The sequence below is a fragment of the Sorangium sp. So ce362 genome (assembly GCF_051519845.1).
Taxonomy (GTDB): Bacteria; Myxococcota_A; Polyangia; order Polyangiales; family Polyangiaceae; genus Sorangium.
This window is the reverse complement of sequence record NZ_CP150332.1, coordinates 2,423,272-2,446,358: the sequence shown is the minus strand read 5'-3', so window position 1 is coordinate 2,446,358 and position 23,087 is coordinate 2,423,272. Positions and strand designations below refer to the sequence as shown.

Genomic DNA, 23,087 nt, shown 5'->3' with positions numbered 1-23,087 from the left:
GTTTCACATGCACGCGAACACGATCGTGGGTGCTATGTTCACCCTGCTCGCCGGGACCGCTTGCCTGACGGTGAGCGGATGCCGACGCGGCCTCGCCATCGACCCTCAGCGCCCCGGGGAGGCCGCGGAGGGCGCCCCGGAGTTCCCCTTCGCCGCGCGCGGACACGAGCTCTTCAAACTGCCCTCTACGTGGTACTGCGTCTCGCCATGGAGTGAGGATCGCGACCAGGAGCGTCGAGGAATGGAGCTCTTCGCCTGGCGCCAGTTCATCGCGCTCAACTGGCCTGGCCGAATTCCGAACCCCGGCCGCTGGAGGGCCGAACGTGGGCTCGACAAACTGAACGAGCGGGACGTTTATCCCCGCTGGAACAGCTGGTACACACCGCAGACGATCTACAGCGACCTGACGGATGACTCCAGCGACGATTCGCCGGAGCGCGGTGCCCCGCTGGGTTGGAGCTGTGATGGCGACTGCCTGACGAACGGGCTCAATCGGAGCGGGCGCCGGGCCTCCACGCCGCACCGGCTCGTCTATGACCAGAACGGCCAAGCGGTGCTCTATGAGGTCAGGCTGGACGAGAGCTGGCACAAGACGCTCATGAGGGCGCTGGAATCGAGCGAGGTCGCCGAAGAACCCGAGGAGGTCCGGGAGCGCTCCGGAACATCCATAGATATCAGCTTCACGCATGGCCAGTGCCGCTTCCAAGGTCCGGACGCCGGAGGGGATTCCTACGACTTGACCGGCGCCACGGCGATCAAGCTCGCCTGGAAGACACTGACGGAAGAGGAGAGCACGAGCGGTCGCTTCCTCCAGAGGCGCGCGTCACCGCGGCCGTCCGGCCCGGGAGCCGGCGATGGGATCACCCTGGGCCTGGTCGGGTTTCATATCGCGCAGAAGTCCAAGCCCTACGGGAAGTGGATCTGGTCCACGTTCGAGCAGGTGGACAACCTCGCGCCTGCCGAGACCCCCAGCGGGCCCTCTTTCAACGATACCGGGTGTGACCCGTCGACGTGCCGCCCCAACGCGAGCAAGCAGGTTCAGGTGCGCGGATCCACGATGTGCAGAACACAGATCACGCGTATTGATCCCATCCCCTTGGAAGTACAAAGACTCAACGCGCAGGCTCGCGCCTGGCTAAAATCCAGCAACACTGTACTTCAGCACTACCAGCTCATTGGGGTGCAGTACAATCCGTACAATGGGTCGAAGGCGGAGCCGGAGACGCTGCGGAATCCGGTGATCGAGACCTATATCGTGGGTTCGACGACGTCGCACCGGGACGCCTCGCAGGACCCCTGCGCCGTCGAGCCTGAGGCGACGCGGTCCAGTTGCCTGGGCTGCCATAGCGCGGTGCAGAAGCACGATTTCAGCTTCGTACCCACGCGGTCGCTCTGCAATTGCGAGGAGAACCGGTGGATAGGCGACGAGTATTGCGAGAGGCTCGGCGTCAGCAACGAATGCAAAACCGAGGCGCCGGGTCGGAGAGCAGCAGACCGGTGAGAATGCACGCCGCCTCCGGCAGAACTGATGGAATTCACAGGGTTACGAGCGTCGCGCGTCCACGGGTCCTTGCTGCCTTTGCGATGGGCGCGGACGATGCGCACGAGGCGAGCGACGCGCGCGCATGGGCGCCTCGCCCCCTGACCTGGGATCTTGCAACTTGAACAGCCTGGCCGCTGACGGCCGGGCCGTTGCAGAGCCAGCTCCTCGGCTCGGATGGGGCGACGGTGCCTGCCCCGGGAGACACGGCCCCGAGGCGGCGCCCTTGCAGCTCGTCACCGGGAAGGCCCGCGGCGGCTCCGGTCCTCCGACGGGAGGTCCGCGCGGATCGCGGCAGCTCTGCTATAGACAGCCTCTATGGCCAGCACCGACGCGCAGCCCCCGAACGGCGACTACCTGGACCGGCTGATGCGAAGGAGCTCGTTCGAAGCGCTGTGGCCCTTGTTCGCAAAGGCGACAAAGCCCGCCAAGGAAATGACCGAGAGCTACTCTGCCCTCTGCCACCTTCGGCCCCTCCTGCCGAAGGGCCGCCCATGTCGCGTCATTCACGTCGGGGACGGGGCCCACGCGAGGACCGGAGCCCTCTTTTCGCTGAAGAGCGAGGCGGACAACATCAGCGTCGATCCGCTGCTCAACGTGGGCCTGGTGGAGGCGTGGCGCGATCGCTTTGGGGTCCGGCGCCTGGCGTGGCTCAAGGCCAGCATCGACGACGTCGCGGATCAGCTCAATGCCCTGCCCCCGATGCCGGTGTTCGTCACGTTCGTCCACGCCCACGTGCACATGGACAGGGTGCTCGATCGGCTGCGCTGGGACGCGGCCTTCACCCTCGCTTGTTGCTTGCCCGGCCACCAGCTCACGCGGACGCGCGTACCGCTCAAGGAGGGCATGGATCCGAGCGTGCTGTCCACGGGACGCCAGTACCAGGTGGTGGTGAACCCCGACGCCTCGGTACCCTAGCCTCTCCGGGCCATTTCGACCGGTCGGGGCGAACGGTGAAGGTCCGTTGCAATCTTGCGCCCCGAGCGCCATGCCCTCTCTGTCGGAGGCACGTTTCGGGTGCAGAAGCCGCTGACCGTTCGACGAGACTCCGCTAATGAGAAAGTCCTGAGGCCACGGCGATCCCGCACGCGCCTCCCTGAAGTGGCATCACGTCGTCATGCGCAAGACAGCACCCCCCGAAGCCGCACGCACCTGGTTGAAGATTCAAGCTCTCGTCGCGTCGCTCGCCGCACTCACCGTGGCCGTGTCGTGCTCCCCGCGCGATCCGAGCCCTCCCGTGGACGCCACGGCAGCGGGGAGCGGCGGCCAGGGGGGAAGCGGAGGCGGCGCGACCGCGGGCTCGGGTGGCGGATCGTCGACGTCGAGCGGCGGCGCGCTGGGCGGGAGCGGGGGCGAGGGCGGGGGCTCGCCGAGCGAGCCACGCCCCACGGTGACCGCCGCTCCGGGCACGGAGCTCGTCAGGATCGACACGGACGTGCTCCACCAATCCTTCGAGGGCTGGGGCACGAGCTTGTGCTGGTGGGCCCATCACGTCGGCGGATGGGCGGAGGCCAAGCGCAATGCCGTGGTCGAAGCGGTCGTCGATCCGGTGCGTGGCCTCGGCTACAACATCTTCCGCTACAACATCGGTGGAGGGGAGAATCCGTCCCACGAGCACATGGAGCGGCATCGCGAGATGCCGGGGTTCCAGGACGCCGACGGGACCTTCACGTGGGAGAACGATGCCAACCAGCGCGCCATCCTCTTGCGCATCGCAGAGCGCGGAGAGGATCTGATCTTCGAGGCGTTCTCCAATTCTCCCCCGTACTGGATGACGAGCAGCGGCTGCGCCTCGGGCAGTCGCACCGGCGGAGACAACCTCAAAGCCGACCACTACGACGACTTCGCCCACTACCTCACGGAGGTCGTGCGTCACTACAGGGACGAGCACGCGATCACCTTTCGCTCGCTGGAGCCGCTGAACGAGCCTCACGCCAACTGGTGGAAATCAGACGGCTCCCAGGAAGGTTGCCACTTCGACCGGGCGAGCCAGGAGAAGATCATCCAGGAGGTCGCCAAACAGCTCGCCAGCAAGGGCCTCGGCGAGACGGTGGTCAGCGCATCGGACGAAAACAGCATGGATGATGCCGTCCAGAACCTCCGCGCGTTCGGCGCGGGGACGCTCGCCGCTCTCCAGCAGATCAACGTCCACTCCTACGCCGGCAGCCGGCGCAAGGAGCTCCGGCAGCTGGCGACCGAGCTCGGCAAGCGGCTGTGGCAATCTGAATCGGGGCCGCTCGGGCAGAGCCTGAGCGACGACACGGACACGGCGCTGTTCATGGCGGAGCGCATCATCCGGGATCTGCGTGAGCTGAGGCCGGAGGCCTGGGTGGACTGGCAGTCGGGCGATCCGGCGCGCAGCTGGGCGAGCTTCACGCTGAACGACAGCGAGCAGTCCTACGCCCCCATCAAGCGCTTCTACATGCATGCCGGCTTCAGTCGTTACATCCGGCCCGGCGCGATCTTCGTCGACGTCGACAGCGAGGACATGGTGGCCGCGGTCAGCGCCGACGGCAGCTCTCTCACGCTCGTGGTCCGCAACGGCGATCGCAGCGCAAGCCGCGGCTATACGCTCGATCTCACCCGGCTCCCCACGGTCGGTCTCGCGGCGGAGGCGCACCGCACCTCGCGCACGGAGGACCTCGAGCGGCTCCCCGACATGGCGATCGAGGACTATCGCCTGGCGATCACGGTCCCGGCCTTTTCCATCACCACCTTCGTTATCCCGATGCCTTAACACGCTGAGCCGCTTCAGGGCAAAGCAGCGACGCGTCGCGCGATGGCTCGCCCTCGCTCATCGAGACCTGGAGCCTCTGACGGCGCGCTGGTGGCCTACGTGCGCGTGCTGATGTCGATGTCGTCCGATGTGAGGGAGAGCGTTCCGTCGTAGCGCACACGCGCGAACGCGCGCATGCAACGGATGAATCAAATAGATCCCCCACGAGCCCTCACGCTCTATTAGTCTACGTTTGGGAGATCCGTCGCCCCCGAGCCAGCGAAGCACAGGAGAGGGCCCGGGGAGCCGATAGGACATGCGCCTCCGGCGCGCTTGCTTCGGGAAGCCGCGTGCGAGTCGTCGCGCGGTGGGTATCAAAGGGTATCGCAATCATGAAATTGTTCAGTGTGCTCATGATCCTGGGTTCGGTGTGCGGGCTCGCGGGGTGTGTCGCCGACATGGACTCCTCATCGGAGCAGGGGGACGACGCGGAGGTCGACGAGCAGATCGGTGTCGCCGAGCAGGGGGTGACGAACGGCGCGGTGAACGCCGCCTGCGCCGAGTCGCTCACGCTCCGCAGCTCACCCGGCGGAGCGACGCTCGGCACGATGTACACGGGCCCGTTCAACGGCATCTCGAAGTTCTACGTGCAGTCGACGAGCGGTAGCTGGTCGTACGGCTACTCGTATTCGCTCGGTCGGTGGGGCTACGCGATGGCGTACTACCTGACGGCGGCCTATTCGGAGTCGGGCACGCCGGGGCAGCTCGGCTACAACTTCGCGTGCTATCGATCCGACGGGACGGCCAGCGGCGGCGGCATCGGCTGATCGGCGCGGCGGGTCGCGGGCGGCGCTCCTGGGGCCGCCCACCCCGGACGATAGCCGCCGGCGCTCCTCTCCCGCCGGCGGCCCAGGCCCGTGACGTCGAGGATCACGATGTGCGCCGCTGGGCGCTCGACTCCCTGTAAGAGCGAGGATGAGGCATAATCTTCCAGCCGGGCGACGCACTCCTCCGCGGAGACGTCAAGTGGCAGGCAGTCGTTCGGATCTCTGTTCATGGTTCGTTCAGATTACTCTCTATCAATGCTTCGTATCTGTAGGCACGAAGGGCGCGCTGACGCGTGTAGACGCGCAGATGGGAGATCGCCAGGCGGCGACTCCGACCAGCATGGTGAGCAGTCCAGAGGCGGCGATGACAGGGGCCGTGCTCCCGCTCACGCGGAGGATGAGCCCGGCCACCACCGAGGCTATGGGGATGGGACAGAAGGCGATGAGCCGCGTCGTCGCCACGACCCGGCCGAGGAGGTGCTCCGGCACGGTACGCTGGCGCAGCGTGAACCAGGTGACCACGAGGAGCGTCTCGAAGAACATCATGGCTCCGAGGACCAGCGCCGCGGCGATCGGGCCGCGGACCGGCAAGAGCATGGTGATGGAGAGCCCCTCCAGGATCGTGCCGGCGACCAAGATGACGCCAGGGGAGAGGCCTCTTCCCAGCCTGGGAGCCGCCACGGCCCCGGCGATGGCGCCTGCGCCCGACGCCGACGTGACGAGCCCGATCTGCGCCGCGCCGAGGCCGAGGGTGCTGGCCAGGTAGTACATGAAGTTGGCCGTGAAGAGCGAAAGGGCGAAGTTGGCGCCGACGAAGAGGAGCGAGCCGTAGCGCAAGATCGGGCTCCTGAGCACGTGCGATAGTCCTTCCTTCAGCTCCTCCAGCACGTCGCGACGCGGTCGCGCCTCTCCGGCACGTGAGCGCTCCGTGCCGCGGATCAGGCCGATGAGCACCGCGGAGAGCAGGAAGGACCCGGCGTTGACGTACAGCGCGGGCAGCGTGCCGACGGCGGCGATCACGCCGCCGCCGAGGAGCGGTCCCACGAAGGCCGTGAGGTTGTCGGCGCCCTGGAGCCCGGCGTTGGCCCTGGCGAGCCGATCCGGCGCGACCAGAGACGGGAGGATGCTCTGGAACGCCGCGTGATAGAAGGGCTCCACCGACGCGAGCAGGAAGACCAGCGGATAGAGGAGCCAGAGCCCGTCCGGCTTGACCAGGACCGCGAAGGCCAGCGACGCGGCGACGACGCCGGACACGGTGTCTCCGGCCCAGAGCAGGCGCCGGCGATCGTGACGGTCGGCCAGGACTCCGCCGAACGGGGAGAAGAGCAGGAACGGGAGGTAGGTGACCCCGAACGCAAGTGCCATGCCCAGGGCGGAGTGTGTACGCTCGTAGATGAGGAGTGGAAGCGCGAGCTTGTAGATCCAGTTCCCGACCGCGGAGAGGGCATATGCCGACAGAAGCAGGTAGTAATTCCGTGTCACGGCCCGTTCCCTTCGTTCAGGCGGTCACGCCGCGGAGGTGTATGGCTCCGAGGCGAGCTCCGCGCCGGGGCAGACGCCGCCGCAGACAGGGCAACTGTCGGCGCGCGACCATTGCTCGCCCACCTGCACGTTCATCGTGTCGAAGTGCATCTCCATGAGCCTCCCGGCGCCGACCGGCGGCGCGATGCCCGTGATCAACCGGACGAGCTCGGTGAGCATGTGGCCGGCGAGGACCGAGATGAGCGTGACGAAGGTCGCGTCGTCGCGCGTGCCGCGTATCCGGCGCTGCTCTTCGAGGAGTCGATGCGAGACGGGGTCTCGCCTCTGTACCTCCATGGACCAGCAGCGGATGCAGCCGGTGACGCCGGGGATCACGGAGTAATAGATCGCTCGCTGGGTATCGAGGCCGCCGGTGATCAGCGTGGCGCGCTCGCGCACGCATGCCTCGTTGACCCAGGTCATGATCTCCGTCGTGGGCCGGTCCGCGACGCATATGACGTAATCCCGGCCGCGGATGATCTCGAGCACGTCCTCGGTGGAGCTCAGGCGCACCTCGCGGGCCTCGAAGCGGAGGCGCGAGCTGAAGGCGCTGATCCGCTCGCGCGCGACCTCGACCTTGCTGCGCCCGATGTCTGGTTCGCCGTAGAGGATCTGTCGATTGAGGTTCGAGATGTCGATGCGATCGAAGTCGACCGCCGAGACGTCCTGCGCGCCCATGGCCGCGAGATCGTAGAGGATGTGCGAACCAAGCCCGCCGAGCCCCAGCAAGGCGATCTTCGCCGTCTTCAGCCTGTGCTGGAGCTCGTACCGGCTCGTGCTGAGTCCGGAGTATGCATTGAAGAACTTGAGGTTTCTATCCCAGCGGGCGAGCTCGTATGCGTCGAGCAGCCCCTCCGGGCCGAAGGAGGCATTCTCCAAGAGCCCGCTTCGATCGAGCGTCTCGATGATTTCGGCCAGGTTCGCTCGCGTCACGTGCGGATACCGCGCGCTCAGGAGCGCGTGGATCTCGTCGAGCGTCCGCCTGCCATCCATGACGGCGAACAGGTGGGCGATCTCCCCGGAAGGGTCCTGGATCGATGTCGCGTACCCCGAGCTGCAGAAGTAGAGCGTGCCCTCGATCTCGTGGACGACGAGCGTGGACTTCTTTCTTGGCAAAGCTGATGTTTCCATGTCATTCACGCTGTGGATCGGAGACGATTTTTTCTGGATGAACGATGAACTCAGCCCGAGAGCGCGGGCATGCGCCGGTAGAACACATGCCGGCCGGCAGGGATCGGCCAGCGTGCAGCCCAAGAGCCCGCGAGCGTGCGCTCGTGGCGGATGGGCACCGCGGCGAGCCTCCCCGTCACGGGAGGCTCGCCGGACGCGCGAGGCTCAGCCAGGCACCGAGAGGCCTGCGTTGCTGAGCTTCATCTTCGTGATCGAGAGGCTCCGCCCGGGGACGGAGAGACCTGCGTTGCTGAGCTTCGTCTTCTTGATGGTCATGGCGTTCATTGTGTGTTTCCTTCCTTTGGTGCAACGGGGGAGATGAGCCCGGCCACGGCGCCGGTCGAGCAAGCATTCTCGATTGGCCTCCGCTCCGGGACCGGCTTCCCGTCACGAAACCGTCTCAGCATCGCCCGTGCCAGCGTTCCCGAGGCGCGGAGCGCGGGCTCGCAGCCCCTCTTTTCGACGGTTCTTCACGCCACGACGCGCTGCGAGGGCCGCTTCAGAGGCGGAGACGAGCACGGCCCGTTGCGCGATCGAGCAAGGATGCGTGCATGGATTTGGTCCGGTGCTACAGAGGGGTCGGTTCACATGGAAGGATGGAAGAGGCTAGCTGGAGTATCAGGAAGCGGCCTCACGGGCCCGCGATGCAGGCGGTCGATCCGGTCACAGGGCGAGTCGTAAGCGTTCACCGCCCGGACTGCCTGATCCTGTATGCCATACCGGAACTTGCTCGCTTGCTTGCGCCATCTCGCAGAACGCCTGGAGTTCAGCCATCGTGGCACGTGACCGGCGAGACGACCGATGACCGCGCACGTGGAGACCACGGGCCGCCCGGCGCGCCTCGGAGCGATCTCGCGTCTCCCGGCCACGGGGGGTGCATGCTGATCTCCTGTCGGCCGCGCCTCCGTCGCGCGATCCTCGAGCTCGCCAGCCAGCGCGGCGACCAGCCGTTCGACGGGATGCTCGCCGGACTCGACACCTTCGCCGAGGAGGACGATCGTGCCTGGCTCCTCGCCGTCGTCGAGGGCTTGGACCCTCCTCGCGCGCGCGCGCCGCACGCCCGCGTCCGGCTCGGGCGCCTTCCTGGAGACCGATCCTCTACTGTCCCGTCGCTACACCGATCCCACGTGGCTGGGCGCCGGCGCGCATGGGCCGACCCATCCCCAGGTGACGAGCTACTACTCCCGCCAGCGCTCGAGGAGCTCGCGGGCGGAGCCGCCGCGCTCGAGGCGGGCGCGCGTCACGGCGCCGCCGGGGGCGATGTCGATGATGAACTCGAGCGTCGGGTTGCCGCGGAGGTGATAGCGGAGGTCGGCGACGCGCACGGTGGTCCCGCCTCCCTCGGCGGGGGCGTGGCGGACCACGGGGAAGCGAGCCCAGGCGAGCGCCTCGCGCACGGTGGGGACGGCCATGACCTGGGTGGGGACAGGGCCGCTGGGCGCGCGCGAGAGCCGGCGCTCCTCGACCGGCGCGCCGCCGAACAGGGCGACCGAGCCGGCGACGTAAGCGTCCTCATGCGTCGCGATGAAGCGCCATGTCGTCACGCCGAGCATCGCGGGGAAGACGGCGACGCGCTGCGCCTCGGGGTGGGCGGCGGCGACGCGGGCGACGAGGACCTGCTGCGCCGCGATCCGGCCGCCGACGTACACGGCGGCGACGGCGGCGCCGGCGAGGATTGCGCGCCGCCAGCGCGCCGGCCGGCGCCACGCGACGAGCGCGCCGAGAGCGAGCGGCAGCGTGACGAGCGGGTCGAGCACGCCGGTCCAGTCGAGCGTCAGGCGCGCGTCGGAGAGCGGGAGGAGCAGGCGCGTCCCCCACCCGGTCCAGAGATCCGGCAAGAGGTGCGCGAGGGCGACCGAGAGCATGCTGAAGGCGTAGACCGGGCCGAGCCGCGCCCGCCGCCCGAGGACGAGCCAGGCGAGCCCGGCCGCCACCGCCGCCACCACCGGCGCGAAGAGGAGCGCGTGCGACGGCCCCCGGTGCGCGCGCAGCGTGCGCAGCACCGCGTCCCCCGCCGGCCAGAGGTAATCGAGATCCGGCAGCTCGGCGGCGATCACGCACGCGAGCAGCACGGCCCGGTCGGTCGGCGACGCGCGCCCCTGGCCGGGCATGACGTCCGGGCGACGCATCGCGCCGACCGCCAGCCCGAAGAGCCCGTGCGTGAGCGAGTCCATGCCCGTCGCTAGCTATCTCCTGGAGCCGGGCAAGGGCAAGGCCGTGCCGCGCGACGAACATCCTTTCCAAGGGCCGGCGCCCTCGCCCTGGCGGGCGGCACGCCGTGAACCCGTCCGGGTGGGCTGGCGCGTCCACCAAAAGATGGGTCGCACCCGTCTCCCGGTGGACACGCCTCCAAGAAAAGATGGGTCGCACCCATCTCCCGGTGGACACGCCTCCAAGAAAAGATGGGTCGCACCCGTCTCCCGGTGGACACGCCTCCAAGAAAAGATGGGTCGCACCCATCTCCCGGTGGACACGCCTCCAAGAAAAGATGGGTCGCACCCATCTCCCGGTGGACACGCCTCCAAGAAAAGATGGGTCGCACCCGTCTCCCGGTGGACGTGCCTCCAAGAAAAGATGGGTCGCACCCGTCTCCCGGTGGACGTGCCTCCAAGAAAAGATGGGTCGCACCCATCTCCCGGTGGACACGCCTCCAAGAAAAGATGGGTCGCACCCATCTCCCGGTGGACACGCCTCCAAGAAAAGATGGGTCGCTGCCAACCGTTCCGCCGCGCCGCCGTCCCCATCCGCGAGCGCACGTACTCGATCGCCCGCTCGCGCGGCTCGCTGCGCGCGAACAGCGCCGCGAATCGCGCAGGAAATCCCTCAACCCAAGACAGCCCGCGCCCCGCCCTCACGGCGGCGCGACGAACCCCGCCGGCCCCGCCACGGCGGGGGACCGGTCGCCCCGGTAGTGCTCGAGCAGCGCGCGCCGCTCCTCCGTCCACCCGTTCTTCGGCGACGCCGCCTGCACGAGCGCCTCCAGCGCGAGCCGGCGCAGCCGCGGATCGTCGCTCCCCCGCAGCGCTTCCTCGAGGAGCGACGGGTGCACGCAGCCCTGCACCGCCGCCATCGCCGCGACCATCGCGTCGTGGTGCAGCAGATCCCGCCGGCCGAGCTCGGAGAGCGCCTGCCCGAGCTCCCGCCACTGCAGCAGGCGCGCCGCGAGCCCGAGGTACTGGGGCACGGCCAGGGCGTCCGCCTGCAGCACGGCGAGGAGCCCCTCGCCGACCGCCAGGTGGTGCCGCGCGGCATACGCGCCGAGCCGCGCCGAGAGCACCGGTAGGAACGCCACGAGGTGGCGGCGCCTCGGCGCGAGCTCCCGGAGCCGCGCCACGACGGCCGCGACCTCGGCCGGCTGCATCCGGGCGAGCACGGCCGCCAGCGCCTCGGCCGCCTCCTCGGGCGCCGGCGCGTCCAGGTGCGCGAGCAGCCGGAGGAAGAGCGCGCGCTGCTCGTCCCGGAGCGGCAGCTGCGCGGCGCGCCGGAGCAGGTCGAGCCGCGCCTCCGGCTCCGCCCGCCCGAGGATCGCGGCGAGCAGGCCCACGACGCGCGGCTCGGCCTCGGTCGAGAGCCTGCCGAGCGGGAGGTCCGCGAGCTTCGAGGCCACGATCCAGTCGGGATCCCCGACGGCACGGCCGAAGACGTCCCAGGTCCCGGGCTTGTCGAGGTGGTCCCAGAGCGCCCGGAGCAGCGCGATCCGCACGTCGCGGTGGGTCTTCGGGCCGTCCAGCCGGAGCAGGTCCCGGTAGGCGTCGTCGCCGCCCATCTCGCCGAGCAGGCGCACGACCTCCTTGGCCACGGTCACCTTCGCGGTCGGCACCGCCCGGAGCTCGGCGAGCACCCGGTCCCGGGGCATCTCGGCGAACGCCTTCCGGAGCGCGTAGATGGCCCACCGCGCGCGCTCGTCGCCAAGGCACTCGATCAGGACGGGCACGCCCTGGCCGGCGTCGAGCCACGGCAGGCCCCGGATGGCCATCTCGCGCAGCGGCGGCCTCGGATCCGCGGCGAACGGGGTGATCGCCGAGGCGTCGACGTACGCGAGCCGGACCAGCGCGGAGACGGCGAACCGCAGCGTGGGGACATCGCACCCCTCGTCCGCGAGCAGCGCGCGCAGGCCGGCCGCGTACCGCTCCTGCTGCCGCGCCGTCCAGCGGCCGTGGCCCGCGCCGAAGTCGAGCACCCAACGCGTCCGGCCCGTCGCGAACCTGCCCGTCATGGGCCGGCCGTCCAGCAGCGGGTCGAGGAGATCCTGGCGCTTCCGGCTCACGTGCCGGGCGACGTCGCCGATCAGGACGAAGCTCGCGTCGTCGCGCAGGAGCGCGGGCACGAGCCGCGCGAACCGCGGCCGATCATGGGCGCGGAGGAGCGCCAGCGCGCCGGCCGCGACGCCGACGAACGGGAGCTCGCGCGACAGCCGCTCGAGCGCCTCGAGCAGCGGCACGACCACCCCGAGGCGGATGCCGAGGCTGTGCGCGAGCGAGAGCACCGCCCCCGCCCGCTCGCGGGTGCACCACGCGCCCGCGAGCTGCGCGAGCGCGGGGGTGAGCCGCTCGGCCTCGGCCCTCGTCAGCCCCTCCCCGAGCCCCGCCGTCGAGACCGAGCCGCGCACGGCGAGGATCCGCCCGAGCCAGCGGGCGCCCCACGCGCCGTCGACGCGGAACAGCCGCACCACGAGCCGCTCCACGGCCGAGGCCGTGGCCTGGGACAGATCCGCGGCGTCGAGCGCGTCCTGCGCCACGGCGCCCACCGCCTCGAGGTGCTCCGGCCCGAAGCGGGCGAGCGGGAGCGCGGCGAGGGCGCCGATCATCGCGCGCCGCACCGGATCCTGCTCGAACTTGCGGGCGCGCACGTTCGCGAGGGCGTCCGCGAGCGCGCCCCGATCGTGCAGGACGCTCGCGAGGAGCAGCGCCTGCGCCTTCGCGCGCTCGTCGCCCTCGGGGTGCCCGAGGAGCGGCGCGAGCACCGTCCTGGCCTCGGCGAACGGCAGGAGGCGCGCGTAGCTCATCCGCCGGTCCGGCCTGGCGACGAGCGCGGGGCAGTCGACGAGGTGCCGCCGCGCCTCGCGCTCGCGCAGGTCGCCGGGCAGGGCGTCGAGCACCTCGGGCGCGATCGAGCCGTCGGCGGCCTGCGCGGCGCGCGACCAGCGCTCGAAGGCCCGCTCCCGGAGCGCCTGCTCCTCGGCGGACTCGGCCGTCACGTAGCGGAACAGGAAGGCGCCGAAGCCCCCTCGCCCGCCGAGGAGGAAGGCCCGGAGGACCGCCCTCTTGTCGTCGGGACGCAGCCGCAGGAACCACCGCGGGCCCCGCTTCCCGTCGCTCAGGGCGCCCCAGGCGTTGCGGATGAGGTAGTCGAGGCGCTCGGCGCCGAGGGCCGGCGCCCCCTTGTCGAAGCTCACGACCGCGAAGGCGCCGGGCGGCCGCGCGGGGCGGCCGCTCTCGTGGCGCGCCTTCAGGAGGTCGAACGTGGCGGCCGGGCGCGCGCGGGCCAGCACGCCGAGGGGGCCGGCGAGGAACGAGGGCTCCTCGCCGAGGTCGAAGAGGGCCCGGATCAGCGGGAGCGCCGCGTCGGGCGCGCGCCGGGCGAGCGGGACGAGCAGCGGCGCGAGGCGGTAGCGCAGCCGGACATCGAGCGATCCGGAGCGCGCGACCGCCTCCCCGAACCAGCGCGCCGCGGCCGCGGGGTGCCTGCCGGCCAGCCGCGCGAGGCAGTGCGGACCGCCCGCCTCGTCGAGGGCGTGCCGGTGCGCCGCGACGAGCGGCTCGGAGCCGAACGGGAGCAGATCCACGATCGCCGGATCGCGCCCCTGCTGGATGCGCGCGCCGAGGAAGGCGTCCACGACCCCCTGGCGCTTGCGGCGGGCGAGCTGGGCCACCGTGCGCCGGAGGGCGCGCCGCTCGACGAGGGCGCCGAGCGCCGCGAGCGCCTGCGCGTCGTCGCAGAAGCGGGCCACCATGCAGCCCGCGCGCCGCCGGACGAGGCGGGACGGGTCCGACACGGCCGCGACGACGCGCGCGCCGTCCCCCGAGCCATACACGGCCATGAGCGCGAGGAGGCGCTCGTAGGGCTGAGCGCTGCCCGACAGCGCGCCGAGGAGGGCCGCGGCGCCGGCATCACCGCGCGCGACGGCGCCGCCCAGCGCCACGACGCGGCGGACGCGGTCGTCGTGGGCAAGCGGCTCGACCTCGGCCAGGAAGGAAGCGGTGTCCATGGCGGCGATCGTACCGCCGCGAGGCGTGATCAGGGCAAGGTCGAACGCCCCGCCGCTCCGGGGCCAGGTGCGTTCAAGGCGTTCCCTGGCACCCGGCGCGCATCAATTCACGACGGGCACGAACTCCTCGCACGCCTCCTCGATCGCCGTGAGGGCGTTCGTGAGGCCGTCCTCGAGGCGCCCCTCGCAAAGATCCCAGAAGAAGCCACGGTTGTCGGCGGCGAAGGTGTCCACGAGCCGCTGCATGTCCTCGGCCTCGTCCGCGCTCCCATAGGCCCCCTCGCAATCGGTCTTCCCGCCGATGCCGAGGAACACGACGTTCTTTGCGTCGCCCTTCACGGCGACGAGCCGATCGTGGATCGCTTGCGGCTGCTGGCGCGGGACGGGCTGCTCGTCCTCATCGGTGATCGCCACGACCACGAGCAGCGCATCCTCGCGGAGGAAGCCCGCGTTCTCCTCGTTCGAGAACGGCGGCTCCAGCGCGGCGGCGACCGAGGACGCGGGCTGCTCGTCATCGTTGTTGCTGCTGCACTCGACATCGTTCGAGTAAACATCTGCGGCGCACTCGAACTCGCCGAGGATGTCGGTGCTCGAGCTCTCCATCCACGACTTTCCGCTCTGGAACGAACAGTCGCCCCCGACGCCGCGCGTGTGGAAATTTGCGGGCCGAGGGCAGGCGTCCAGCACGGCCGCGCGGAAGTCCTGGATGCCGCTGATATCGAGCAGCGCCTGCGCGAAGGCCGGGAACACGACCTCGCGCATCGATTGCTTTTCCTCACGCATGCTCGAGGAGTTGTCGAGCGCGAACACGACATCGACGTGCTGGCACCCCGAGCCGTTCGGGCCGTTGCCCCCTGTCCCACCGCTCGCTCCGTTGGCCCCGTTGCCGATGGAACCACCCCCCTGCCCGAAGATGTTACCCCCCTGCCCGAAGACGTCACCCCCCTGCCCGTGGCCTCCGGCGCCCGGGCCTCCAGCGCCCGGCGAACCGCTGTCCTGGTTTGTGCCCGCGCCCCCGCCGCACCCCACGAGACCCATCGTCCCTGCGCAGAGCGCCGCGCACCATGCCCTGAGCTCCATTCCTCACTCCTTCGTTTTGGGGCGCCATGCCCTACCCATTCGTTTCAAGGTCCCATGCGACACCGATCGCCGGAACGATGATCGTATCATGCGCGCAGCGCTGGCTCCAGCGGATCGGCCGAGGGCGGAGCCGACGAGCCTCGCCGCTCCTGCCGGGCCTTCACAAACGAAGAGGGGGACCGCTTCACGCTCTTCACTCGCTTCACCCGCGTCACCCGCTTCACCTCCTGTACCGATGAGCTCGACGATCCATGAGCGCAACCGTCGCGCGGTATCGCAGGGCACCAGCACCACCGCGGCGGAGAATTCCACGCCGGCGTACGTCCGACGGCCGCGAGCCTCAACGGCATGAAGTGTAAGAACACCGGCGACACAAAGCGCTCTTGGTCTTCAAGCCGTCCATGTACAAACCGCAGCGTGTTGCGTCCTGCGATCGGGCGGCGGCGGGCGACAGCTGTGTGGCGCGCGCCAAGCTCTCTTGCTGCGAGTCCTACCGAGCCAGCTCGGACATCGGCGGCTCCTACGTTCGCACGGGAAAGCGGTAGGCTCGAGGAGACCCCGTTCGTCGCCCGGCGCTAGGACACCGAACAGGTTGAAACCCCGAGAAAATGAACCACAGAGGCACAGAGGGCACAGAGTTTTTTGTTGTCCCTCTGTGTCCTCTGTGCCTCTGTGGTTCAAATCTCTTCATTCCCGGGCATTTCAAGCTGATCGGTGCTCTAGGCCTCAAACAAGCGCTTGGCGACCCTCGAAATGGGCCGAACCGCCGTCTCGAATCGCCGAGCGGATCCGTCCTGCCGGAGAGCCGGGATTCGGTGATCGTCGCTGCGGCTGGTCAAGGATCCCTCGTTTCGTGGTTCGAGGTTGTGGGTTCGCGGTCGGGCTGCCCGTGCCTCAGTGCGTCGGGCAGCCCCGGCCGTCAGAGCGCATCAAGGAAGCGGAAGAAGATGGGCAGCTCGGGACGCCAGGCAAGGAGCCGATAGACGAGAGTTCGACCGGTATGGAGGATCTGCGCCGGAACGAGAATGAAACGCTGCACGAAGGAGCGGAATTCCATGCGCAGAACGCGCTCTCGATCGGCTTGGTGTGCTTCGTGCCATCGCGGCGCCGTGGGCATGAGCAAAGAGAACCAAGCCTTGAGCGACCACGCGAGCGACGCGATCACCATATAGGCCCAGTTCGACTCGAGCGTGTTCAGCGGGGCGCGCAACGCCGGGACGCCGCTCTTCAATTGCGCGAGCAGATTTTCCTGGTTGCAGCGGCAGTTGGCCTCGCGGACGACCTGCTCGCACGTCATCTCGCGATCGTTGGTCACGTAGAAAAAGTAGCGGAAGGTCTGTCCCAGGTACCGCTGGCCCCTTTCCTCAACGATCGTCTTGCGAAGCACGACGAAGCGGTACGATCGCGCCGCCTTGGTGGGTCGATGCTCGAATTCCGCCAACTCCTCACGCTCGAGGCGCATATTACGATACTCGCGCTCACGGACGATCTGCTCCTTGATGCGTGGTTGCTTCGCGCGCCGCTTGCTCTCCTCGAAGAGGGTGTCGGCCTTGCGAACGAGCTCTTGATAATCGCTCACATCGTCACCTTCAGCGCGTGCCACCATCGGCTTGTAGGCATCGTACCCGAACACGAAGCGTACGCCGTCGTCGTGCCAACGGTCGAAGTACGCGGCCTGCGAGAAGGCCGTGTCGCCGCGCAGCAGGATGTCCGTCCAGCCGGCGCGACGGCAGAGCGTGATCGCGCGCGCGAAGAATTCGGGCGCTCTCTCCTCGGAAGGTCGGTTCCCGCTGCGGTTGACGACGAACAGCGGCTCCCCGGTGTTCGCCAGCGAGACCACAAGCGGGTGGTAGCCCCATATTCCGTTGTACGCGATGTCCATGCCCTGCTTGCACTCACCGCTGGTGGCGACGAGCGAGCCGTCCGCGTCGATTCGCGCCGTCTGCTCGAAGAACGCCTGCGACTGCCTCTGCCAGACGCCGACGCGCACGTCGTTCACGACGTCCATCAGGCCCTGGATCTGCTCGGCCCCGAAGCGCCTGCAGAAGTCGCCCGCAGTGGTGGGATCCGGGATCGTACGCGCACCGAGCGCATCGAGGAACGCCCTGTCGTTGCGGCGCACCTCGATGTCATCGAGCACCGCTCCGCCGCACAGGAAATTATAGGCAATGTTGAGAACATGGTCGGCCTCGCTGTACGGGCGCCGGCGCTTCAAGATCGGCAGCCTCGTGTCGAGCGCGGTCACCAGCCCGACCTTCCAGGCCAGTTGATGAATGGCCCCGAGCCCGCCACAGGGGATGGCGTGAACCCGGTCGGACGCCTCGTAACGAATCGTGCGTGCAGCGAACTCGGGACCCGTTCCACGCGGCTCGCGTCCGCCCTCGACGGGCTTCAGTCGGCGCGCGATCTTTCTCGCTTCACTTTCGGCCCAATTTCGTCGATCCTTCACCTGAAAAGCCTCCGGGTGTTTTGTGTCAAGCTTCAGCAACTCGACGAACACCCGGGCTTTTCATTTTGATCCCGCTACGAAGCGATTTCGACGCGCTTGATCGAGGTCTAGGCCCATCGCTCCGAGAGGACGGCCCTCATCCGGTCGATCCTGAGCGCGCGCTCGAGGGCGCGGCCCTCGAAGGCGCTGAGGAGGGCGGGCAGCGCCTGCCGGGCCAGCGCCAGCAGCGCGCGGCGGCGGACCTCGGGCTCGAGCCTGCCCTCGGTGACGATCTGGCTGAAGGCGAGGGCGAGGAGCGCCTCGTCGCGCGTGAGCAGGCTGTACTCGTCCTCCTCGCCGAGGGCCTGGACCTCGGCCGCGTCCACGGCGTCCCAGTGGGCGTTGTCGACCTCCCAGCGGGCGAGGAGCGCGTCGAGCAGCTCGATGGGGCTCGCCTTCGGGTGCTCGTCGCGGAAGTCGCGAAACGCGGTGAGCGTGTCGTGCGCCGTCTCGTTGCCGAAGGGGGCGGTCGCGTCGGTGAGCGACCAGAAGAACGGGTCGGCGAGCGCGGCGGCCGCGCGGGGGTGGCAGTCGTCGGGGGAAAGGTCGGGGAGATCGGGCGCTTCGGTCATGGAGAGGGGCTTTCCGTCGGGTGAGGCGCGGGCGCGCGGCGCCGCTACCTTACCGCGTCCGGGCGCCGCGGGAGGCCGCGGCGAGCACCTCCACCCTCACGATGTCGTCCCCGACGGGCTGGAGCACACCCCCGTTCGGGCCCTTCATACGGAGCCGGGATCGTGCTACTCCACGAGCGCCCAGCTATCCTCGAGGCTCTCCGCCGTGATCTGCGGCGACTTGCTGCAGGCGGGCGAGACGAGCGCCTTCGAGGCAACCGCGAGCGAGAAGCGCACGGAGCCGAGACAACCCTGGATCCTCATACATCCTACTGCACCGCGTGGAACAGGTTCATGATGAAGAACGCCTGTCCCCAGGGGTTGAACCCCCACGCGTAGATGGAGCAGAGCCCCGCGCTCGCGAGCAGCCACACCTCGGGGAACGACACCCGGTAGCCACGCCTGTCCAGGGAGCGGGAAGCGAGCGTGTAATAGACAAGGAACAAGGTGCCTGCGGCGATGACGGCCCGGCTGATGGCGCGATGGTGCGAGTCCATCAGCGCCGGGACAGCGGTGAAGAAGGCGGCGCCCACGTCCTCGAAGGCGTCGAAGCTCTGGACGTGAAGGAGCATCGGAACAGAAGACACGATGTATACCACGTGGGCACATCTGCATCGACTCAGGAACAGTGACGCGATCGCGTCAGCCGAGGTCTGTCGTTGGACCGCGGCTCGCCGGCGGCTCAGGAATCGACGTGACCGGGCCGCGCGGGGGCTCGAAATGCGCCTGTCAGGGGCCTGCGCCGTGCGCTGCCGGGAGGCCCTTCAGCGGCCGGTGAGCGGCAGCCCGGCGTGCGCCGAGAGCCGGGCCATCGCGAGCTTCGCGGCGACGAGCGCCTCCTCCGGCGTGCGGCCCGTCGCCGAGAGGTGGCCCATCTTCCGGCCGGGGCGGGCGATCCGCTTGCCGTAGAGGTGGAGCCGGATGCCCGGGATCTCCAGCGCGGCCTCGAAGGCCGGCGAGGCGCCGTCCATCCAGACGTCGCCGAGCAGGTTGACGATCGCGGCGGGGCGGACGACCTCGGTCGAGCCGAGCGGCAGATCGCAGACGGCGCGGACCGCCTGCTCGAACTGGCTCGTCGCGCAGGCGACCTCGGACGCGTGGTAGCTGTTGTGGGGCCGCGGGGCGAGCTCGTTGATGAGCAGGCGGCCGTCCCGGAGCAGGAAGAGCTCGACGACGAGCAGGCCCTCGACGCGCAGGCCGACCGCGAGATCGAGCGCGATCTGCACCGCCTGCCCGGTCACCGAGGCCGAGAGCGGGCCGGGCAGCAGCGACCAGTCGAGGATCTGGTCGCGGTGGTGGTTCAGGGCCGGCGGGTAGACCGCCAGCTTGCCGCTCGGGCTCCGCGCGACGAGCACCGACAGCTCGGCCTCGAGATCGAGCGCCTGCTCGACAACGCAGCGCTGGCCGCCCAGCGACCCGAAGAGCGCCGCCGCCTCGCTCCCGGCGTCGCCGTCGCCCGGCGATGCGCCCCCCGAGAGCCGCAGCTGCCCCTTGCCGTCGTACCCGCCGACGCACGACTTCACGAAGCACGCCCCGCCCATGGCGCGCGTCGCCTCGAGGAGCTGCGCGCTCGTCGCGACCTCGCGGAAGGGGCCCACCGGGAAGCCGTTGCTCGACAGCCAGCGCTTCTGGACGCCGCGGTCCTGCACCATGGCCAGCACGTCGGCCGACGGGCGCACCGGCGCGAGCCGGGCGGCGGCCGTGAGCGCCTCCGTGGAGATCTTCTCGATCTCGAGCGTCACGACGTCGCACTGCGACGCGAGCTCGGCCGCCTGCGCCGCGTCGTCGAACGAGGCGACGATGCAGCGATCGAGCACCGAGCGGGCCGGGCAGTCCGGGTCCGGGTCGAGGGCGTGGACCTTGTATCCGAGCGTGCGGGCGGCGAGCGCCGTCATGCGGCCGAGCTGACCGCCGCCGAGAATACCGAGCGTAGAGCCGGGAGCGATGGGCATTTCCGGAGGACCTAGGGCGAGGCGGGGCGAGGTGGAGGTGGAGGGTTAAACGATGACCGCGTCGCGGAGGACCGCCGCCTCCTGGGCGCCGCGGAACGCGGCGAGGCGCTCGCGGAGCTCGGGGTGCTTGCCCGACAGGACCGCCGCCGCGAACAGGGCGGCGTTGGCGGCGCCGGGCTTGCCGATGGCCATCGTGGCGACGGGGACCCCCTTCGGCATCTGGACGATCGAGAGCAGCGCGTCCATGCCGTTCAGCGCCGTGGCGGGGATGGGCACGCCGATGACCGGGAGCACCGTCTTCGCGGCGACCATCCCAGGCAGGTGGGCGGCGCCGCCCGCGGCGGCGATGATCACCTCGATCCCGCGCCCTTCAGCCGTGCTCGCGTACTCGAACATCCGGTCCGGCGTGCGGTGCGCCGAGACGACGCGCACCTCGTGCGGGATGCCGAGCTGCGTGAGCAGCTCGCTCGTCACGGCGAGGTGCTCGTAGTCGCTCTTGCCCCCCATGATCACGCCGACCCAGGGCCTCTCGGTCGAGCTCGCTCCCATTTCGGTCGGGGCCCGGCCCTCGCCGGCCCCTCGCTGCGCCATCGTGCTCATCGTTCCACCAATCGCCGACTCATCGATCCATCATCCATCCGTCAACCGAGGCGCTGCGCCCCGGTCAGCGCGTGAGCTGCTCCAGCAGGCTCAGGCTCTCGCGCTCCTCCTCGCCGATCTCGCCGTCGGACGAGATCATCTCGCGCGCGGCCGCCAGGAAGAGCTGCCGGTGCGCGCGGGGGATCTGCATCGGATCGACGTCGTCGGCCGCGGGCGGCACATCGAGCCAGCTGCGCACCTCCCTGGCCTCCTCCTCGTCGAGCTGGAGCCGCAGGATCATCTTGCGCACGAACTCGCGCTCCTGCTCGCGCACCTGGAGGTCGGCCCAGGCGAACGAACAGATGAACCGCATCAGCTGGAGGCGTTCTTGCCGAGAGAGCTTGTCGAGCATGGGCGAAGACTTTAGCCCGGATCAGCCGGCGTTCTGTGTGGAAATCGGCTCGCGGTCCGCTGTAAGGAGATCCCCGGCGCGTTGGCCTTCCCGCGCTCGCGCTCCCGCGCTCCCGCGTCTTCCCTGACGCGCGGCTCGGCGGCTCGGCGGCTCGGCGGCTCCGGCGGCTCGCCCGCTGCGCCCGCTGGCCGCGGCTCAGCGGTACGGGCGGGCGACGCGCGGGCCGCGCAGGAGCGCCGAGAGGTGCAGCTGCGCGTCGAGCAGGTCGCGCAGGGTGGCGGGGTCCTCGAGCGGGGCCGGCACCGTGATCACGATGGCGTGCGGGGCGATGCGCAGCGCGTGCGTGCGGGCCCGCAGGCGCCTCACCGCCTCGCGCGCCCGGGGCGAGGCCGCGCGCAGCTGCTCGGGGTCATCGGGATCGAGCGTCACATCCAGGGGCGGATCGAGCACAAGCGTGACCTCGGAGCGCTCGGGGTGCGGGCCTCGCTCGAAGCACGTGTCGATGTGGAACGTGGCGCCGTCGAGCTGCGCGTCGCGGATGCGCATGCGGCCCACCTCGAAGCGGCCGTGGACCTCGGCCGCGAACTGCTCCCAGGCCGGGCGCATCGCCGCCATGGGCGTGGGCGGCGGGATGCGCGCGGACGCGGCGCGGATCTCGGCCGCCAGCGCGGCGAGGTGCTCCAGGAACGCGCCGAGCCAGGGCTGGTCATGGCCGGGCGTGCGGGACCGGACCGACACGTGCTCGTCGTCGAGCCGGACGTCGTCGAAGGCGAGCAGCGCCCGGCGCAGCGGCCCGGCGACGACGGCGCGGACCTGGCCGGGGTCGCGCCCGCGCACGCGGTAGCGGCGGCCGAAGCCCTCGTCGTCCTCGGACGCGAGCGCGAGCAGGAAGCGCTTCACGCCGACCTCCAGGTCGAGCCCCCACGACGGCCAGCGCAGCTCTCCGACGATCGCGCCGCTCGACGAGGAGCCCGCGTCGATCCACACGGACGCCGCGCAGCCGGCGAGCGCGCCCGAGAGGCGCAGCTCCAGCGGGTCGAGCGACAGGCCGTGGCGCGCGCCGACCGTGCCCCAGACCCCGCGCCACCTCCCCGAGCCGATCTGCCGGCGCATCGCGCCGAGGCCGGGCGGCCGATCGAAGACGCCGAGCGCGAGCGGCGTCGTGTGGACGACGCCGTCCGAGCGCGCGAGCTCGACGCGCACCTCGAGCCCCCAGAGGAGGGCGACCCACCCGGCGTCGAACGACGGCGCGACGGAGCGGGGGATCCGGAACCGGAAGGGCAGCTCCCGCCCCTCGTCGCGGCTGTCCGCGCGGCGGAAGGCGGTGAAGCGGTGCGCCTCGGTCGCGCGGTTCGACGCGGCGGGGTCGACGCTGAGGAGCCGCTCGACACCGACGAGCGAGATCTCGATCCCGCGGACGCTGCGGCCCTGCACGTTGCCGAGGGCCACCGCCCCCGAGATCTCGTCGCCCGGCGCGAAGACCTGATCGTCGAGCGAGACCTCGATGAAGGGGCTGTCGCCGCGCGCCGTGGTGCCAGCGACAGGCGACCGGGCCGGGCGCGTGACGGGGCGCGGCGTGACGAGCACCTCGTACGACTCCTGGACGTCGAGCCACCACGGGATCGCGATGGAGAGCGTGATGCCGTAGCGGATCTCGGCGCGCGTGCCGAGGTACGAGCAGGGCGCGTCGGCCGGGAGCGGGAAGCTCGCGCGGTAGCGTTGCTCGCCCTCCGGGAGCGTCGTCTCCCCCGCGAGGCGGGCGACGAGCGAGAGGAAGTGGGGCGGCACGAGGACGCGCTCCTCGACGCGGGCGACCTGCATGCCCTCCAGGTGGAGCTCGATCGAGTCGACCGGCGTCCTCCCGCGGCTGCGGAGCACGAGCTCGACCTGGACGACGTCGCCCGGGTGGACGGTCCTGGACATCCGGAGCTCGACGTCGGGTCGGCTGCGCATGGAGAGCGGCTCAGCGCGGCGGGCGCGGGC

At 70.1% G+C, this 23,087-nt stretch carries 17 protein-coding genes; 4 read left to right on the top strand and 13 right to left on the bottom strand.

The genetic code is table 11. The features are described from left to right. Positions 1 to 7 precede the first annotated feature (7 nt). The 4 genes from WMF17_RS09715 to WMF17_RS09700 all read left to right on the top strand — a co-directional run bounded on the left by WMF17_RS09715 (position 8) and on the right by WMF17_RS09700 (position 5,083). Entirely contained in the window at positions 8 to 1,501 is a 1,494-nt protein-coding gene (locus WMF17_RS09715; protein ID WP_437648999.1) for a hypothetical protein, read from the top strand. Positions 1,502 to 1,858: 357 nt separating this feature from the next. Continuing rightward, the gene (locus WMF17_RS09710; protein WP_437648997.1) at positions 1,859 to 2,458 is read left to right on the top strand and encodes a hypothetical protein; all 600 of its coding nucleotides are present in this window, start codon (positions 1,859 to 1,861) and stop codon (positions 2,456 to 2,458) included. 238 nt (positions 2,459 to 2,696) lie between these two features. Beyond that, positions 2,697 to 4,277 carry a glycoside hydrolase family 30 protein gene (locus WMF17_RS09705; protein ID WP_437648995.1) on the top strand — a complete coding sequence of 527 codons (1,581 nt, stop codon included), beginning with the start codon at positions 2,697 to 2,699 and terminating at the stop codon, positions 4,275 to 4,277. Between the two features lie 371 nt (positions 4,278 to 4,648). Continuing rightward, the gene (locus WMF17_RS09700; protein ID WP_437648993.1) at positions 4,649 to 5,083 is read left to right on the top strand and encodes a hypothetical protein; all 435 of its coding nucleotides are present in this window, start codon (positions 4,649 to 4,651) and stop codon (positions 5,081 to 5,083) included. Between the two features lie 252 nt (positions 5,084 to 5,335). Here the strand turns inward: WMF17_RS09700 and WMF17_RS09695 are convergent, their stop codons facing one another. From WMF17_RS09695 to WMF17_RS09635, 13 genes are all read right to left on the bottom strand, one after another. Continuing rightward, positions 5,336 to 6,565 carry an MFS transporter gene (locus WMF17_RS09695; RefSeq protein WP_437648992.1) on the bottom strand — a complete coding sequence of 410 codons (1,230 nt, stop codon included), beginning with the start codon at positions 6,563 to 6,565 and terminating at the stop codon, positions 5,336 to 5,338. Between the two features lie 24 nt (positions 6,566 to 6,589). Next, on the bottom strand, positions 6,590 to 7,735 hold the full coding sequence (locus WMF17_RS09690; RefSeq protein ID WP_437648990.1) for a HesA/MoeB/ThiF family protein: 1,146 nt from the start codon (positions 7,733 to 7,735) through the stop codon (positions 6,590 to 6,592). A gap of 1,217 nt (positions 7,736 to 8,952) precedes the next feature. Further along, positions 8,953 to 9,948 carry a metal-dependent hydrolase gene (locus tag WMF17_RS09685; RefSeq protein WP_437648989.1) on the bottom strand — a complete coding sequence of 332 codons (996 nt, stop codon included), beginning with the start codon at positions 9,946 to 9,948 and terminating at the stop codon, positions 8,953 to 8,955. Positions 9,949 to 10,625: 677 nt separating this feature from the next. After that, complete coding sequence (locus tag WMF17_RS09680) at positions 10,626 to 13,982, bottom strand: hypothetical protein (protein ID WP_437648988.1); 3,357 nt, start codon at positions 13,980 to 13,982, stop codon at positions 10,626 to 10,628. Positions 13,983 to 14,084: 102 nt separating this feature from the next. Then, positions 14,085 to 15,062 carry a hypothetical protein gene (locus tag WMF17_RS09675; RefSeq protein WP_437648986.1) on the bottom strand — a complete coding sequence of 326 codons (978 nt, stop codon included), beginning with the start codon at positions 15,060 to 15,062 and terminating at the stop codon, positions 14,085 to 14,087. A 919-nt stretch (positions 15,063 to 15,981) separates the two neighbouring features. Beyond that, complete coding sequence (locus WMF17_RS09670; protein WP_437604211.1) at positions 15,982 to 17,511, bottom strand: IS1380 family transposase; 1,530 nt, start codon at positions 17,509 to 17,511, stop codon at positions 15,982 to 15,984. Between the two features lie 107 nt (positions 17,512 to 17,618). Continuing rightward, positions 17,619 to 18,122 (bottom strand): hypothetical protein, encoded by a 504-nt coding sequence (locus WMF17_RS09665; protein ID WP_437601670.1) that lies wholly within the window; start codon positions 18,120 to 18,122, stop codon positions 17,619 to 17,621. 165 nt (positions 18,123 to 18,287) lie between these two features. Beyond that, positions 18,288 to 18,425, bottom strand: a complete 138-nt coding sequence (locus WMF17_RS09660) for a hypothetical protein (RefSeq protein ID WP_437648984.1) — start codon at positions 18,423 to 18,425, stop codon at positions 18,288 to 18,290. Positions 18,426 to 18,430: 5 nt separating this feature from the next. After that, positions 18,431 to 18,733, bottom strand: a complete 303-nt coding sequence (locus tag WMF17_RS09655) for a hypothetical protein (protein ID WP_437648982.1) — start codon at positions 18,731 to 18,733, stop codon at positions 18,431 to 18,433. Positions 18,734 to 18,925: 192 nt separating this feature from the next. After that, positions 18,926 to 20,113, bottom strand: coding sequence for a 5-(carboxyamino)imidazole ribonucleotide synthase (gene purK, locus WMF17_RS09650; RefSeq protein WP_437648980.1), 1,188 nt, complete (start codon positions 20,111 to 20,113; stop codon positions 18,926 to 18,928). 45 nt (positions 20,114 to 20,158) lie between these two features. Beyond that, positions 20,159 to 20,713 (bottom strand): 5-(carboxyamino)imidazole ribonucleotide mutase, encoded by a 555-nt coding sequence (gene purE, locus WMF17_RS09645; protein WP_437601666.1) that lies wholly within the window; start codon positions 20,711 to 20,713, stop codon positions 20,159 to 20,161. Between the two features lie 64 nt (positions 20,714 to 20,777). Next, positions 20,778 to 21,104, bottom strand: coding sequence for a TerB family tellurite resistance protein (locus tag WMF17_RS09640; protein ID WP_437648978.1), 327 nt, complete (start codon positions 21,102 to 21,104; stop codon positions 20,778 to 20,780). Between the two features lie 195 nt (positions 21,105 to 21,299). Continuing rightward, the gene (locus tag WMF17_RS09635) at positions 21,300 to 23,057 is read right to left on the bottom strand and encodes a hypothetical protein (RefSeq protein ID WP_437601664.1); all 1,758 of its coding nucleotides are present in this window, start codon (positions 23,055 to 23,057) and stop codon (positions 21,300 to 21,302) included. Positions 23,058 to 23,087 lie beyond the last annotated feature (30 nt).